The sequence below is a fragment of the Streptomyces sp. NPDC055749 genome (assembly GCF_053617235.1).
The window spans coordinates 79327-94033 of record NZ_JBSHFH010000006.1 but is presented as its reverse complement, the minus strand read 5'-3'; the positions used below and the strand labels follow the sequence as shown (position 1 = coordinate 94033).

Sequence of the window (14707 nt, the reverse complement as noted above, 5' to 3'; positions counted from 1 at the left end):
TAATCCGCCAACAAACCCCAAAAAACACACCCCCCCCCCCCCCCCCGGTGTGGCCCTTGTCTCTCCCGGGGGGGGGGGGCCCGGGGGGGCCCCCCCCCCACGCCACCTCAGTCGGACGGACCGCCGCGGAAGGCACCGAGGATCTGCTCGGCTGCGAGCGTGGCCGTCAACTCGCCCTCGCGTACGCGCTGTTCGAGAGCCGGAGAGAGCTCCCGCACCGCAGGGTGGTTGCGCAGACTGTCCAGCAGTTCGTCGCGCACCATCGCCCACGTCCAGTCGACCTGCTGCTCCCGGCGCTTCACCGTCAGCCGGCCCGTGGAATCGAGCAGAGTGCGGTGCTGCTCCAGCCGCTCCCACAGCGTGTCCAGGCCGCTCGACTCGCGGGCGCTGCACGTGAGCACCGGGGGAGTCCAGGCGGCGTCCGCCGGATGCATCAGCCGCAGTGCGCCCGCCAGCTCACGCGCCGCCGATCTGGCGTCGCGCTCGTGCGGGCCGTCGGCCTTGTTGACCGCGATGACGTCCGCCAGCTCCAGGACGCCCTTCTTGATGCCCTGGAGCTGATCGCCGGTCCGGGCCAGCGTCAGCAGGAGGAACGTGTCGACCATATTGGCGACCGCCGTCTCCGACTGCCCGACCCCGACCGTCTCCACGAGGACGGCGTCGTAGCCCGCCGCCTCCATCACCACGATGGACTCGCGGGTGGCCTTGGCCACCCCGCCGAGCGTTCCCGCGCTCGGGGAGGGGCGGACGAAGGCGCGGCCGTCCACGGCCAGCCGCTCCATCCTGGTCTTGTCGCCCAGGATCGAACCGCCGGTCCTGGTGGACGACGGGTCGACGGCCAGCACCGCGACCCGGTGCCCGAGGCCCGTGAGCATGGTGCCGAGCGCGTCGATGAACGTGGACTTGCCCACGCCCGGTACGCCGCTGATGCCGATGCGCCGGGCCCGGCCCGCATGCGGCAGCAGCCGGCTCAGCAACTGCTGGGCCAGGAGCCGGTGTTGGGGGCGGGTCGACTCGACGAGAGTGATGGCGCGCGCGATGTACGCCCGCTTCCCGTCGAGTACCCCCTCCGCATAGCTGTCGATGTCGATCGTGGGAGGCATCCGGTCAGCGGCTCACAGCTCGTGGCCGAGCGCGGCACCGAGCCGCGTGACCAGGTCGTGGGCCGCGTCCGGGATCACCGTGCCGGGCGGGAACACCGCGGTGGCGCCCGCCGTGTGCAGCGCCTCGATGTCCTGCGGCGGAATCACACCGCCGACCACGATCATGATGTCCTCGCGCCCCTCCGCCGCCAGCTCCTCGCGGAGCGCCGGTACGAGGGTGAGGTGCCCGGCGGCCAGCGAGGAGACGCCCACGATGTGCACGTCCGCCTCCACGGCCTGCCGCGCGACCTCGCCCGGCGTCTGGAAGAGCGGGCCGACGTCGACGTCGAAGCCGAGGTCGGCGAAGGCCGTAGCGATCACCTTCTGGCCGCGGTCGTGCCCGTCCTGGCCCATCTTGGCGACGAGGATGCGCGGACGACGGCCCTCCGCCTCCTCGAACGCGTCGACCAGTGTGCGGGTGCGGTCCACGGCGGGGGACTCTCCTGCCTCTTTGCGGTACACCCCGGAGATCGTACGGATCTGGCCCGCGTGCCTGCCGTACACCTTCTCCAGCGCGTCCGAGATTTCGCCGACCGTGGCCATCGCGCGGGCCGCGTCGACCGCCAGCGCCAGCAGGTTGCCTTCGAGACCCGGACCGGGCTCCCGCCCGGCGGCCTCCGTCAGGGCCCGCAGCGCCTCCTGGCAGGCCGACTCGTCGCGCTCCTCGCGCAGTCGCCGCAGTTTCTCGATCTGCTGGGTGCGGACCGAGGAGTTGTCGACCTTGAGCACGTCGATCTTCTCGTCGGTCTCCACCCGGTACTTGTTGACCCCGATGACGGGCTGGCGCCCGGCGTCGATCCGCGCCTGCGTACGGGCCGCGGCCTCCTCGATCCGGAGCTTGGGGATGCCGGCGTCGATGGCCTTGGCCATACCGCCCGCGGCCTCGACCTCCTCGATGTGCTGCCAGGCCCGCTGCGCCAGGTCGTGCGTGAGCTTCTCCACGTACGCACTGCCACCCCACGGGTCGATGACCCGGCAGGTACCCGACTCCTGCTGGAGCAGCAGCTGCGTGTTGCGGGCGATCCGCGCCGAGAAGTCAGTCGGCAGGGCCAGGGCCTCGTCCAGAGCGTTGGTGTGCAGCGACTGGGTGTGCCCCTGGGTGGCGGCCATCGCCTCCACACAGGTCCTGGTGACGTTGTTGAACACGTCCTGCGCGGTCAGCGACCAACCGGAGGTCTGCGAATGGGTGCGCAGCGAGAGCGACTTGGCGTTCTTCGGCTCGAACTCCTTGACCAGCTTCGCCCACAGCAGCCGTGCTGCCCGCAGCTTCGCGATCTCCATGAAGAAGTTCATGCCGATCGCCCAGAAGAACGACAGACGCGGAGCGAACGCGTCGACGTCCAGACCCGCGTCGCGTCCGGCGCGCAGATACTCCACCCCGTCGGCCAGCGTGTACGCCAGCTCCAGGTCGGCCGTCGCACCGGCCTCCTGGATGTGATAGCCGGAGATGGAGATCGAGTTGTACCGGGGCATCTTCTGCGAGGTGAACGCGAAGATGTCGGAGATGATCCGCATCGAAGGACCCGGCGGGTAGATATAGGTGTTGCGGACCATGAACTCCTTGAGGATGTCGTTCTGAATGGTCCCGGCGAGCTTCTCGGGCGCCACGCCCTGTTCCTCGGCGGCCACGATGTACAGCGCCAGCACGGGAAGCACCGCGCCGTTCATCGTCATCGACACCGACATCTTGTCCAGCGGAATGCCGTCGAAGAGCTGACGCATGTCGTAGATCGAGTCGATCGCCACGCCCGCCATGCCGACGTCGCCCGTCACCCGGGGATGGTCGCTGTCGTAGCCGCGGTGGGTCGGGAGGTCGAAGGCGACCGAGAGGCCCTTCTGCCCGGCCGCGAGGTTGCGCCGGTAGAAGGCGTTGGACTCCTCGGCCGTGGAGAATCCCGCGTACTGCCGGATGGTCCACGGCTGATTGACGTACATCGTCGGGTAGGGGCCGCGCAGATACGGGGCGATGCCCGGGTACGTCCCGAGGAAGTCGAGACCTTCCACGTCCTCGTCCGTGTACAGCGGCTTGACCGCGATGCCCTCCGGTGTCTCCCAGAGAAGAGCGTCCTCGGACAGGCCGGTCGCCTCCTTCACCGCGCCGCGCCAGCGGTCGGCGGACGCCTCTGGGGCGACCGCCGCGGCGAGCGGGATCTCGGAGAAGTCGGGGACCGGATTCGCCGCAGCGGTACCGGGGGTGGTTCGGGGGTTCTGCATCACGCCACTCCCATGCGGTCGAGTACGGAGGAGAGGACGGCGACCACATCGCAGCCGGCGAAGACGTAGCCGTCGACACAGGTGTACTCGCCGGGTCGTCCCGCGAGGAACACCTGCTCGGCGCCGGCCGCCTTCAGCTCGGCGGCGACCGCGTCGGCCTGCTCGGCGTAGAGCGCGTCACTGGAACACAGGCACGCGATCGTCGCACCACTTGCGGCGAAGGCACCGGCGACCGTCGAGGCGTCGACCGAGACGGGATCGTGGACGGGCTCGATGCCGCCCGCCCGGAAGAGATTCGAAGCGAACGACGCCCGTGCCGTGTGCGTCGCGGCCGGTCCCAGCGCCGCGAGGAACACCGTGGGGCGGCTGCCCGAGGACGCCAGGTGGACGTCGGACCGGCTCCGCAGTGCCTCGAACGCCTCGTCCCGGCGGACCTTCGGCAGTCCGCCGCCCGATCCGTCACCGGCGCCGGGCGCCGCTTCGCGCTCCACGGCGGGCTCCGCCAGGTTCGGGAACTCGCTGACCCCGGTCACCGCCTCCTTGCGCCGCGCCAGATTCCTGCTGCGGGCCGCCCAGGTGGCCGCGAGCCGCTCACCTGCCATACCGGAACGCAGGGCGGCGGCCTGGCCGCCCGCCCGCTCGATCTCCTGGAAGAACTCCCAGGCGGCGGCGGCCAGTTCGGCGGTGAGCCGCTCCACGTACCAGGAGCCGCCCGCCGGGTCGATGACCCGCGCCAGGTGCGACTCCTCCATCAGGATCGTCGAGGTGTTGCGGGCGATGCGCCGCGCGAACGCGTCGGGCAGACCCAGTGCGTGGTCGAACGGCAGCACGGTCACGGAATCCGCGCCGCCGACGCCCGCCCCGAGACACGCGAGCGTGGTCCGCAGCATGTTCACCCAGGGATCGCGGCGCGTCATCATGACCGACGAGGTCACCGCGTGCTGACGCTGCGCCCCGGCGTCCGCGGACCCGCACACCTCGGCGACCCGCGCCCAGACCAGACGTGCGGCGCGCAGTTTGGCGATGGTCAGGAACTGGTCGGCGGTGGCCGCGAAGCGGAACTCCAGCTGGGCGAACGCCGCGTCGACGGAGAGCCCCGCCCCGGTCAGCGCCCGCACGTAGGCGACACCGGTCGCCAGCGCGAAGCCCAGCTCTTCGGCGGCCGAGCCGCCCGCCTCGTGGTACGGCAACGCGTCCACGGTCAGCGCGCGCAGACCGGGGTACTCGCGGTCGCAGACCTGTGCCCAGTGGACGGCGGCGTCGAGGTCCGGCTCCGTGCCGGTACGCGCCGCGTGGCCCAGGGGGTCCGCGCCGAGACTGCCGCGCACGGCCTCCTTCGGTACGCCCCGCTCCTCGTTGAGCCGCAGCAACTCCCGTACGGCGGGCTCGAATTCACCGCCCGCGTCGAGCGCGACAGGGGCCAGGTCGAGGAGTACGCCGTCCAGGGCGCGGGCGAGGCCGGAGGCCGGAATCCCGGCGGGCCCGCCCACGGTCAGCCACAGGGACGTGGCGCCGTTCTCCAGATCGGCGAGCACGGCCTCGTTCAGGCGCGCGGGGTCCGTCAGCGTGTGGCGCTGGCGCACGTCCCAGCCGCCGGCGGTGTTCCCTTCGGCCTTGCCGCCCCTGGTGAAGGGCGCGAAGCCGGGAAAACCCGTACCGGGCGAGGTGTCGTTCGAGGTGTAGAGGGGTCGGGTGGTGAGCCCGTCCTCCAGTGCGGTGGACAGTGCTTCCTCAGCGGCCGTGCCCGAGACTTCCTTGCCCGACTTGCGGAGCACGCCTTCGACAAGGCGCTGCCACTGGTCGTGGGAAGGGTCAGGGAACTCGGCGGCCAGAGGAAGCCCGTCAGCAGGCAGGACCGTCATGCTCAGATGCTAGGGCAGGCATTTGAGCCACAGCGGGTGACCGGCTGTGACCTTGCCCTCCCGGGGTCGCACTTGATCCTTAACGGACCGTGGCGTATCCGGCGTGTCCGCGCTGCCGGGGAAGGCTTGACCCGGCCGCCGCGCTCAGCGGGGGGAACCGGCCATGCGATGCCTATTATGTGGCAAGTCTCCTGGCTTGTGCAGTTCGTCGGGAAAGAGGCAGATGATCGTGCAGACCGCCCGGGCCGTCCCGGCCTCCACCGTCTTCAATCTGCGCGACCTGGGCGGTATCGCCCTCGCGCACGACCGCAGGATGCGACAGGGGATCCTGCTGCGCTCGGGGCAGCTGAGCGACCTCGACACCGAGCACGACATGGCGGTGGCCGCGCTCGGTATCCGTACCGTCGTCGACCTGCGTACCGCCGACGAGCGGCAGTGGGCCCCCGACCGGCTGCCCCCGGGCGCCCGGCTGTTCGTCGCCGATGTGCTCGGGGACAAGCCCGGCGTCGCGCCCGCCCGGCTCAAGGCGCTGCTCTCCGATCCGGCGGGGGCCGAGAGGGTGCTCGGCGGCGGCAGGGCCGAGGACCTGTTCGCGGAGACGTACCGGCAGATGGTGCTCTCGCCGGGTGCCGCGGCTGCCTACCGGGCCTTTCTGGAGACGGCGGCCGATCCGCGGGCCAGGCCGGTCCTCTTCCACTGCACGGCGGGCAAGGACCGCACCGGCTGGGCCGCCGCGCTGCTCCTGCTGATCGCCGGTGCGTCGAGGGAGGCGGTGCGGGCGGAGTTCCTGGCCGTCAACCCGGCCGTGCGGGCCGCCTTCGCGCCGTACGTGCAGGGCTTCCTCGACGCGGGCGGCTCCCCGGACATCGCCTCCGCGGTCATCGAGGTCCGCCCGCGCTACCTGGAAGCGGCACTGGACGCGGTGGACGAGCGGTGGGGCGGGCTCGACGGCTACATACGGGACGGACTGCGGCTGCCCCGGCCGGTGGTGGAGCGGCTGCGCGCCGATCTTGCCGTGCCCGCCTGATCCCGCGGGCTTGACTTGATACCCCCAGGGGGTATGTTGATGGGTGTCGGAAGCGCACCTGTCACCTCTGGGGAGACCGCCATGAACACCGGACTGAAGATCACCGCCTTCGCTGCCGCGCTCGCCGCGACATTCGGCACCGCGTACGGCGTCGGCATGGGCGCCGACCCCGTGTTCGACCCCGCTTCGCAGCACGGCGGGCAGCAGCACGCGGGGCAGGAGAAGCAACAGCCGAAGCAGCCGGAGATGGCCGACGGCGACGGGCACGGCGGACATCAGGAGGGAGGGGAGGCGGCGGGGGAGCGTGCGGCAGGAGCTGCCGCGGGCGGTCTGGAGATCTCCGAGGGCGGATACACCCTGGCGCTCGAAACGCCGACGGTCACGGCCGGTGACCGCGGCGAGATCCGGTTCGCCATCAAGGACGAGCACGGCGACAACGTCAAGGACTACCGCCGCGAGCACGGCAAGGAACTCCACTTCATCCTGGCCTCGCGCGACCTCACCACCTTCCGCCATCTGCACCCCGTGCGGGAGGCCGACGGCACCTGGTCGACCCCGGTGGAACTGCCCGCCGCCGGTGGCTACCGGGCCTTCGCCGACTTCACCCCGCGAGGTGAGGGGAGCAGGAACCACACGCTCGGCGCCGATCTGGCCGTGGCCGGGGCATTCAGCCCCGCGAAGATGCCGCCCGTCCGCACCGTCGCCGAGGTCGACGGCTACCGGGTCGCCCTCGACGGCGGACTGCGCGCGGGACGGGCCGGTGAACTGGAGCTGACCGTCAGCAAGGACGGCAAGCCCGTCACCGACCTCCAGCCCTACCTCGGTGCGTACGGGCACCTCGTCGCCCTGCGCTCCGGCGACCTGGCCTATCTGCACGTCCACCCGAACGAGGGCGGACCCGGCCCTGAGGTCTCGTTCACCGCGACAGCGCCCAGTGCGGGCACTTATCGGCTCTTCCTCGACTTCCAGCACGAGGGCAAGGTCCGCACCGCGTCGTTCACCGTCGACGTGGCCGCGGCCGACCACTGAATCGCGTACGTAATACTCGCCTTATGAGATCAAGCGTTACGGAGTCGGCCGGCGGTGCCGTGGCGATCAGGCGGGCGACCGCGCGGGACGCCAAGCGGCTGACCCGGCTCGTCAGGACCTCGCGTGCGTACGAAGGTCCCTTCGCGCCCATGGTCGAGGGCTACCGGGTCGGCCCCGACTACATCGAGACGCACCAGGTGTTCGTGGCCGCCGACACCACGACCGGCCAGGTGCTCGGGTTCTACGCGCTGATCCTCGCGCCCCCCGAGCTCGACCTGATGTTCGTGGGCGACGAGGCCCAGGGGCGCGGCATCGGGCGGATGCTCATCGGGCACCTGAAGCAGGAGGCGCGGCGGGCAGGTCCGGCCGGCGTGCGCATCGTCTCGCACCCGCCGGCCGAAGGCTTCTACCGCAGCGTCGGCGCCGAACGGACCGGAACCGTCCTGGCCAGTCCGCCCGCCGTGATGTGGGACCGGCCCGAGCTGATGCTCGGCACCGACTGACCCCTTACGACCAGCCGCCGTAAGGCACCGTCAGGATTTCCATGGCGTGACCGTCCGGATCGAGGAAGTACACGCCCCGGCCGCCGTCGTTGTGGTTGATCTCGCCGGGAAGCTTCATATGGGGGTCCGCGAAGTACGGGATTCCCAGCTCCTCGACGCGGGCGAAGGCCGTGTCGAACTCCGCCTCCGAAATGAGGAAGGCGTAGTGCTGCGGGGTGATCGACTCGGCTGGAATGGCCGCGAAGTCCAGAGTGATGTCGTTCGCGAGGACCAGTGGGACGAAGGGGCCCCATGGCTCGCCGGCTTCCAGCCCCAGAATGTGCGCCAGGAAATCTGCGGATTCCCGATTGTCCCGGCAATGAACGATGGTGTGATTCAGCTTGACCGACACTGTGGAATGCCTCCAACGGGCATCTCACGGGCTACCTCCACGCCTCACCCGGCCGGTGACCGACGCGCGATGCCCTGTGAATGATCATAACAACGGATCCCGCGTCGTCGAGGCTCCGCGGCCGAAATCGGCCGGTTCTCGTTGTGGTGCGTGGGCAGTCGAGTGACACCATGGAATCCGTGGCCTCAAGGATGGAGGCATGCCGTGTCATCGACATCGGGCACTGAGGACGACGGACGCCGCGACAGCGGCAGCCGGCGGGACACCGGCCGTGAGGAGACCGAGGAGGAGCGGGCCGACCGGCAGTGGAACGATCTGCTCCAGGAATTGCGGGTCGCCCAGACCGGCGTACAGATCCTGTTCGGCTTTCTGCTCGCCGTGGTTTTCCAGCCGCGCTTCACCACGCTCTCGGACACCGACCTCACGATCTACGTGGTGACCGTGATGCTGGGATCGGCGACCGTGGCCGCGCTGATCGGGCCGGTTTCGTACCACCGGCTGCTGACCGGGCGCCGGGTGAAGCCGCAGACGGTCGTCTGGGCCTCGCGGTTGACCGTCGTGGGGCTCGGGCTGCTCTTCTGCACGATGTGCTCGGCGCTGCTCCTGATCATGAGGGTGGCGCTGCACAACTCCCTGGCTCTGTGGCTCGTGGGTGCCATGGCGCTGTGGTTCTTCGTGTGCTGGTTCGTGTTCCCGCTCCGGGCGCTGGCACGCAGTGCCGACCCGCCGTCGTCCGAGGACCCCGGGTCCTCCGGGCGGTCCGGTCCGGAGGACCGAGGTCAGTCCTCGGCCACGTAAGGTGTCGCGACGTCCGTGACGGTGAAGAGCCCGCCGTCCGGGTCCCGGAGGGTCGCCTCCTGCCCGTGCTGCACCGGACGCCGCTCGACGAGCGCGCCACCGTGCTCCAGCGCGGACGTCACGGTCGCCTCCACGTCCGTCACCGGGAACTGGACCTGCCAGTGCGGGCGGACCATGGGGTCGGGTGCCGCCTCGACCGCGCCTGAGCTGATCCGGGCGAGCGGCCGTCCCGCGCACCGCACGATGACCTCGTCCTTCACGTAGTCCACCTCGCAGCAGCCGGGCTTCCCGCTGGCCCAGTCGAGCACCTGGCCGTAGAAGATCGCGGCGTCGAAGGCGTTCCTGGTCCGCAGCCGGAGCCAGGCGTGCGAATGGTCGTCGGGGGCCCGGGGAGTGGCGCCGGCCTCGGTCCGCTCCCAGATGCCGAAGACCGCGCCGTCCCGGTCGGAGGCCAGGGCCCCGCGTCCCTTGCCGAGGGAGAGCGGGCCGACCGCGACCGTTCCGCTGCGTTCGCGGATGCGGGAGGCGGCCACATCGGCGTCATCGACGGCGAAGTACGGAATCCATGCCACGGCCACCTGGTACGCCGATGCCGCGGCCACGATCCCGGCCACCGGCACACCGTCGCGGCGCGCCACGGAGAATTCCTGGCCCAGCCGGCCCGGCCGGAAGGTCCAGCCGAGGACCGCGCCGTAGAAGTACTGCGCGGCGTCCAGATCGCGGGTCATGAGATTGACCCAGCAGGGTGCGGAGGGCCCGGTCAGTGGCGCAGCCGCCCAGGTCGTCCCCGCTTCGCTTCCGGTCATGTCCCCACTGCCTTCGTCGGTTCTGCGGCATGACGTACTCGGTGCCGCGGGGCCAGAACCAGCCTCTTCGCACGCGGCCACTCCCGCAACACGCGACCGGGGCGGCCCGGCGAGGCGCGGCCGTCCGCCGCGACGGCCACGCCGGGCGGTGGCTCACCGAGGCTCGCTCGGCGGTTCCGTGTCGGGCGGGATCACCTCGTTGCCGTGGTGGCCGAGCTCGTACGGGGAGAGCCCGCGCCCGTCCTCGGGGAAGCGGTCCGAGCCATGCTTCCCGCTCTCCGCGATGTGGGTGCGGTGGTCCGGCGCGTGCGGCTGCTCGTCGGGGCGCGGTGCGGGCGGCTGCTCGTCCCTGCGGCGCCTGCCCCACCAGAAGGCGCCGATGAGCAGCGCCACCAGGACGACCCCGATGATGGGCATGACAACGCCGATCGGACCGCCGCCCTCGGCGAGGGGGAGGGCGAGGGAACTCTGGGCTCCGTTGGTTACATCCATGCTTGCCGCATACCCCCAGGGCCCGAGGGCAGTCCGGTATTCGTCTTAATTCATGTTTTATGGCGATCTGAGAAGAAATACGTTTCGCTCACGCGTGGCGTTCGTGTCGCAGTCGTCCGGCCCCGGGGTGAGCCTGGAGGGGAGAGCCGTCAGGGCCGACCGGAAGGAATCACGGTGAACAGCACGGCAGAGCAGGCACCAGGCCATCAGGAGGGCCGGGAAGTAGTGGTCGCGGTCACGGGTTGTGCGAAGGAGGACGCGCGGACGGTGTTCGACGTACTGCGCGGCTCCTTCGCCTCCGACCGTGCGGCGGACGACGAGCCCGTGGAGGCGTCGCAGACGCGCCCGACCGTGTGGTTCGCGACCGTCGATGTGACCGAGGAAAGGGCCGCGGACGCACCCCCGCCACTGGCCGCGCCGGTGCTGATGGATGTGCAGGGCGGTTACTGGGCGGTCGAACGGTTGCGCCGGCACCTCGCCGAGGTGTTCGCCGTGCAAGTCGTCGGCACGGCGGCCGGTGACCAGGAGGAAGAGGTACGGCTGAAGCTGGCCAACCGGTAGCCCGAATGATGTCACGTGCCGACCGGCCCGCCCCGGTACTGCGCGGCATCGTCATGGATCTGGTAGGAACCAGGGCAAAAGTCCCAGATCCGGAAGGTGCTCGCGCATGGATCCCACCATCCCGGGGGAGGTCGGCACCGGGCAGCTCCGGTCCGCCTCCGACGACCGGTCGACGCTCACCCTGCGGGTGAACGGCACCGCGCGGACCCTGACGCTCGATCACCGCACCACCGTCCTGGACGCGCTGCGCCAGCACCTCGGTCTCACCGGCGCCAAGAAGGGCTGCGACCACGGCCAGTGCGGTGCGTGCACCGTGCTTGTCGACGGGCGGCGGGTCAACAGCTGCCTCCTGCTCGCCGTGGCCCACGACGGCGCCCAGGTCACCACCGTCGAAGGGCTGGCCGACGGGGACCGCCTGCACCCGGTCCAGCAGGCGTTCCTGGACCGGGACGCCCTCCAGTGCGGCTACTGCACCCCGGGCCAGATCTGCTCGACCGTCGGCATGCTCGGCGAGGCGGCCGACGGATTCCCCTCCCATGCCACCTCGCACGACGCCCTGGCCGCCCCGCCCGACGGCTCCGCAATCCCGCCCGCCCCACTCGGCCGGGACGAGATCCGCGAACGGATGAGCGGCAACCTCTGCCGCTGCGGCGCCTACCCCCACATCGTCGAGGCCATCGAGGATGTGGCCCTGTGAAGCCGTTCGCCTATCTGCGCCCCGCGTCCGTGCCGGAGGCGGTCCGCGCCTGCGCCGATCACCCAGGCGCCCGCTTTCTCGGCGGAGGCACCAACCTCGTCGACCTCATGAAACTCGGCGTCGAGACGCCCGATCTGCTCATCGACGTCAGCCGGCTGCCCCTGGACCGGGTGACCGACACCCCCGAAGGGGGCGTACGGATCGGCGCGACGGTACGCAACAGCGACCTCGCCGCGCACCCCTCCGTACGCAACCGCTACCCCGCGCTGTCGCAGGCCCTGCTCGCCGGTGCGTCAGGACAGCTGCGGAACGCCGCCACCACCGGCGGAAACCTGCTCCAGCGCACCCGCTGCCCGTACTTCCAGGACATCTCCAAACCGTGCAACAAGCGGACACCCGGAGCGGGTTGTTCCGCACGCGAGAGTTCCCACCGCGACCTCGCCGTCCTTGGGTACTCCGAACAGTGCGTCGCCGTCGGCCCATCGGACATGGCCGTCGCGCTCGCCGCCCTCGACGCCACGGTCCACCTGCACGGCCCCGATGGCGAACGGGCCGTCCCCGTCACGGATTTCCAGCGGCTGCCGGGCGGGAGTCCCGAGCAGGACACGGCGATCCGGCCGGGCGAGCTGATCACCGAAGTGGTGCTGCCGCCCAGCCCGGACGGTGCCGTCTCCCTCTACCGCAAAGCCCGCGACCGCGCCTCGTTCGCCTTCGCCCTGGCCTCCGTCGCCGCCGTCCTGAGCGTGCGTGACGGCCGTATCGACCAGGTCGCCCTCGCTTTCGGCGGCCTCGCCCACCAGGCATGGCGCGCCCGCGCCGCCGAAGAGGTCCTGCGCGGCGCACCCGCCACACACGAAACCTTCGAACGCGCGGCGCGGGCCGAACTCGTTGCCGCGCGGGCACTGCGCGGCAACGCCTTCAAGGTGGACCTCGCCCGCAATCTGGCCGTCGGCGCGCTCGCCGAACTCACCGCCCGGGCCACATCGTCCGGCGCCCCCCGCCCCTGAACGAACCGAGGACTCCCCGCATGAGCCACGCCCCCCAGCCCACGGGCGCGCCCGTCGTCCGCCGCGAGGGCCGGGACAAGGTCACCGGCACCGCACGCTACGCGGCGGAACAGTCACCGCCCGGCTGTCTGCGGGCCTGGCCCGTCCCCGCCACGATCGCCCGCGGCCGGATCACCGCGATCCGGGCCACCGACGCCCTCGCTGTCCCGGGCGTGCACACCGTCCTCACGCACGACAATGCGCCGCGGCTCGGGGAGCCCGACGACCCGATCCTCGCGGTCCTCCAGGGCGACCGTGTCCCGCACCGCGGCTGGCCCGTCGCGCTCGTGGTCGCGGACACGCTCGAAGCCGCCCGCGCCGGGGCCCGGGCGGTGCGGATCGAGTACGAGAGCGGCGGGCACGACGTCGTCCTCACCGAGGACCACCCGGGTCTCTACACCCCCGAGCAGGCCAACGGCGGCCACCCGGCCGTCCGCGAACGCGGGGACTTCGACGGGGCCTACTCCGGGGCCCCGGTCCAGATCGATTCCACGTACACCCTTGAGGCACTCCACAACCACCCGATGGAGCCGCATGCCTCCACCGCGCAATGGGCCGACGGTCACCTGACGGTCCACGACTCCAGCCAGGGTTCCACGAAGGTGCGCGACAGCCTCGCGCAGATGTTCGGGCTCGGTGCGGAGCAGATCACCGTCGTCTCCGAGCACGTCGGCGGCGGATTCGGATCGAAGGGCACCCCGCGCCCCCAGGTCGTGCTGGCGGTCATGGCCGCCATGCACACCGGGCGGCCGGTGGAACTCGCCATGCCCCGGCAGCAGTTGGCCGCCGTGGTGGGTCACCGGGCGCCCACCGTGCAACGGGTCCGGATCGGTGCCGACGACGACGGTGTGATCACCGCCCTGGCCCACGAGATCATCACGCACACCTCCACCGTCAAGGAGTTCGTCGAGCAGGCCGCCGTGCCCGCCCGCACCATGTACACCTCGCCCCACAGCCGTACCGTGCACCGGGTGGTCGCCCTCGACGTGCCCAGCCCGTCCTGGATGCGCGCACCGGGGGAGGCGTCGGGGATGTACGCGCTGGAGTCGGCCATGGACGAACTGGCCTGCGTGCTCGGGATCGACCCCATCGAGCTGCGCCTGCGCAACGAACCGGCGGCCGAACCGGACAGCGGACTGCCGTTCAGCAGCCGCAGCCTGGCGGCCTGTCTGCGGGACGGCGCCGAACGGTTCGGCTGGCACGGCCGCGACCGGCGGCCCGCCGTCCGGCAGGAGGGTCCGCTGCTGATCGGCACCGGGGTGGCATCGGCGACGTACCCCGTCCTCGTAACCGGCTCCACCGCATCGGCCCACGCCGCGCCCGACGGCTCGTACCGCATCCGGACCAACGCCACCGACATCGGCACCGGCGCCCGGACCGTCCTCGCCCAGATCGCCGCCTCGGTGCTGGACACACCCGTGGAGAACGTCGCCATCGAGATCGGCAGCAGCGAACTGCCCGGCGCCCCGCTCGCCGGGGGCTCCGCAGGTACGGCTTCCTGGGGGTGGGCCGTGCACAAGGCGGCCACGGCCCTCGCGGGCCTGCTGCGTGTGCACACCGGACCGGTCCCGGAGGCCGGGATCACCGTCACCGCCGACACCGGGCGGGAGGCGGCCGAGGTGCCGCCGTACGCACGGCACGCGTTCGGCGCGCAGTTCGCCGAGGTCGCGGTCGACTCCCTCACCGGCGAGGTCCGCGTACGGCGCCTGCTCGGCGTCTACGCCGCCGGGCGCATCCTCAACGCCCGCACCGCACGCTCCCAGCTCATCGGCGGCATGGTCATGGGTCTGGGCATGGCCCTGACCGAGGGCAGCACCATGGACCCGGTGTTCGGCGACTTCACCGAGAGCGATCTGGCCTCCTACCATGTGCCGGTCTGCGCCGACGTCCCCGACATCCGCGCCCACTGGATCGAGGAGGACGACCCGCACCTCAACCCCATGGGCAGCAAGGGCATCGGGGAGATCGGCATCGTCGGTACCGCTGCCGCCATCGGGAACGCCGTGCGCCATGCCACGGGAGCCAGGCTGCGCGAACTGCCGCTCACCCCCGACAAACTGCTGCCCTACCTGTGAACACGTCCGTTCGGCCCCCTTTCGGGAGCTGCTCCGGACCCTCTGACCTGCCAGAAACACTCAT

14 protein-coding genes are annotated in these 14707 nt (G+C 71.2%); 8 read left to right on the top strand and 6 right to left on the bottom strand.

The features are described 5' to 3' along the window. Positions 1 to 107: 107 nt before the first annotated feature. Genes meaB through mutA form a run of 3 tightly spaced genes read right to left on the bottom strand, consistent with a single transcriptional unit; the run spans position 108 to position 5218 of the window. Positions 108 to 1103, bottom strand: a complete 996-nt coding sequence (gene meaB, locus ACWGO0_RS06540; RefSeq protein ID WP_453528958.1) for a methylmalonyl Co-A mutase-associated GTPase MeaB — start codon at positions 1101 to 1103, stop codon at positions 108 to 110. A gap of 12 nt (positions 1104 to 1115) precedes the next feature. After that, positions 1116 to 3356, bottom strand: coding sequence for a methylmalonyl-CoA mutase (scpA, locus tag ACWGO0_RS06535; RefSeq protein WP_453528951.1), 2241 nt, complete (start codon positions 3354 to 3356; stop codon positions 1116 to 1118). Further along, positions 3356 to 5218: a methylmalonyl-CoA mutase small subunit gene (mutA, locus tag ACWGO0_RS06530; protein ID WP_453528948.1), complete on the bottom strand. Its 1863-nt coding sequence runs from the start codon at positions 5216 to 5218 to the stop codon at positions 3356 to 3358. The genes scpA and mutA overlap by 1 nt, the downstream gene beginning before the upstream one ends. Positions 5219 to 5447: 229 nt before the next feature. Between mutA and ACWGO0_RS06525 the strand changes: the two genes are divergently transcribed. The 3 genes from ACWGO0_RS06525 to ACWGO0_RS06515 all read left to right on the top strand — a co-directional run bounded on the left by ACWGO0_RS06525 (position 5448) and on the right by ACWGO0_RS06515 (position 7777). Next, complete coding sequence (locus ACWGO0_RS06525) at positions 5448 to 6245, top strand: tyrosine-protein phosphatase (RefSeq protein ID WP_453529201.1); 798 nt, start codon at positions 5448 to 5450, stop codon at positions 6243 to 6245. Between the two features lie 81 nt (positions 6246 to 6326). Beyond that, positions 6327 to 7274 carry a hypothetical protein gene (locus ACWGO0_RS06520; protein ID WP_453528945.1) on the top strand — a complete coding sequence of 316 codons (948 nt, stop codon included), beginning with the start codon at positions 6327 to 6329 and terminating at the stop codon, positions 7272 to 7274. A 23-nt stretch (positions 7275 to 7297) separates the two neighbouring features. After that, complete coding sequence (locus tag ACWGO0_RS06515) at positions 7298 to 7777, top strand: GNAT family N-acetyltransferase (protein WP_453528942.1); 480 nt, start codon at positions 7298 to 7300, stop codon at positions 7775 to 7777. A 4-nt stretch (positions 7778 to 7781) separates the two neighbouring features. Here ACWGO0_RS06515 and ACWGO0_RS06510 read toward each other — a convergent pair whose 3' ends face one another. After that, complete coding sequence (locus ACWGO0_RS06510) at positions 7782 to 8168, bottom strand: VOC family protein (protein ID WP_453528939.1); 387 nt, start codon at positions 8166 to 8168, stop codon at positions 7782 to 7784. A gap of 204 nt (positions 8169 to 8372) precedes the next feature. Here ACWGO0_RS06510 and ACWGO0_RS06505 point away from each other — a divergent pair, with 204 nt between their 5' ends. Continuing rightward, a complete protein-coding gene (locus tag ACWGO0_RS06505; RefSeq protein WP_453528936.1) occupies positions 8373 to 8966 on the top strand; it encodes a DUF6328 family protein in 594 nt (197 codons plus the stop codon). Here ACWGO0_RS06505 and ACWGO0_RS06500 read toward each other — a convergent pair. Further along, complete coding sequence (locus ACWGO0_RS06500) at positions 8948 to 9772, bottom strand: VOC family protein (RefSeq protein WP_453528933.1); 825 nt, start codon at positions 9770 to 9772, stop codon at positions 8948 to 8950. The two genes, ACWGO0_RS06505 and ACWGO0_RS06500, sit on opposite strands and share 19 nt — an antisense overlap. Before the next feature lie 153 nt (positions 9773 to 9925). Continuing rightward, positions 9926 to 10264 carry a DUF6479 family protein gene (locus ACWGO0_RS06495; protein WP_453528932.1) on the bottom strand — a complete coding sequence of 113 codons (339 nt, stop codon included), beginning with the start codon at positions 10262 to 10264 and terminating at the stop codon, positions 9926 to 9928. A gap of 174 nt (positions 10265 to 10438) precedes the next feature. On the opposite strand from ACWGO0_RS06495, the gene ACWGO0_RS06490 reads away from it, so the two are divergent. The 4 genes from ACWGO0_RS06490 (at position 10439) to ACWGO0_RS06475 (ending at position 14643) form a co-directional block, all read left to right on the top strand. After that, positions 10439 to 10825, top strand: a complete 387-nt coding sequence (locus tag ACWGO0_RS06490; RefSeq protein ID WP_453528929.1) for a hypothetical protein — start codon at positions 10439 to 10441, stop codon at positions 10823 to 10825. 106 nt (positions 10826 to 10931) lie between these two features. Further along, positions 10932 to 11522, top strand: a complete 591-nt coding sequence (locus ACWGO0_RS06485; protein WP_453528926.1) for a 2Fe-2S iron-sulfur cluster-binding protein — start codon at positions 10932 to 10934, stop codon at positions 11520 to 11522. Continuing rightward, a complete protein-coding gene (locus tag ACWGO0_RS06480) occupies positions 11519 to 12529 on the top strand; it encodes an FAD binding domain-containing protein (RefSeq protein WP_453528923.1) in 1011 nt (336 codons plus the stop codon). The genes ACWGO0_RS06485 and ACWGO0_RS06480 overlap by 4 nt, the downstream gene beginning before the upstream one ends. Before the next feature lie 20 nt (positions 12530 to 12549). Further along, on the top strand, positions 12550 to 14643 hold the full coding sequence (locus ACWGO0_RS06475) for a xanthine dehydrogenase family protein molybdopterin-binding subunit (RefSeq protein WP_453528920.1): 2094 nt from the start codon (positions 12550 to 12552) through the stop codon (positions 14641 to 14643). The last annotated feature ends 64 nt before the right edge of the window (positions 14644 to 14707 follow it).

What these genes read in the sequence shown, in the direction of transcription:
- mutA (WP_453528948.1), bottom strand. Translation starts at nt 5,218, where the DNA reads ATGACGGTCCTGCCTGCTGACGGGCTTCCTCTGGCCGCCGAGTTCCCT.
- meaB (WP_453528958.1), bottom strand. Translation starts at nt 1,103, where the DNA reads ATGCCTCCCACGATCGACATCGACAGCTATGCGGAGGGGGTACTCGAC.
- ACWGO0_RS06495 (WP_453528932.1), bottom strand. Translation starts at nt 10,264, where the DNA reads ATGGATGTAACCAACGGAGCCCAGAGTTCCCTCGCCCTCCCCCTCGCC.
- ACWGO0_RS06485 (WP_453528926.1), top strand. Translation starts at nt 10,932, where the DNA reads ATGGATCCCACCATCCCGGGGGAGGTCGGCACCGGGCAGCTCCGGTCC.
- ACWGO0_RS06515 (WP_453528942.1), top strand. Translation starts at nt 7,298, where the DNA reads ATGAGATCAAGCGTTACGGAGTCGGCCGGCGGTGCCGTGGCGATCAGG.
- scpA (WP_453528951.1), bottom strand. Translation starts at nt 3,356, where the DNA reads ATGCAGAACCCCCGAACCACCCCCGGTACCGCTGCGGCGAATCCGGTC.
- ACWGO0_RS06520 (WP_453528945.1), top strand. Translation starts at nt 6,327, where the DNA reads ATGAACACCGGACTGAAGATCACCGCCTTCGCTGCCGCGCTCGCCGCG.
- ACWGO0_RS06475 (WP_453528920.1), top strand. Translation starts at nt 12,550, where the DNA reads ATGAGCCACGCCCCCCAGCCCACGGGCGCGCCCGTCGTCCGCCGCGAG.
- ACWGO0_RS06500 (WP_453528933.1), bottom strand. Translation starts at nt 9,772, where the DNA reads ATGACCGGAAGCGAAGCGGGGACGACCTGGGCGGCTGCGCCACTGACC.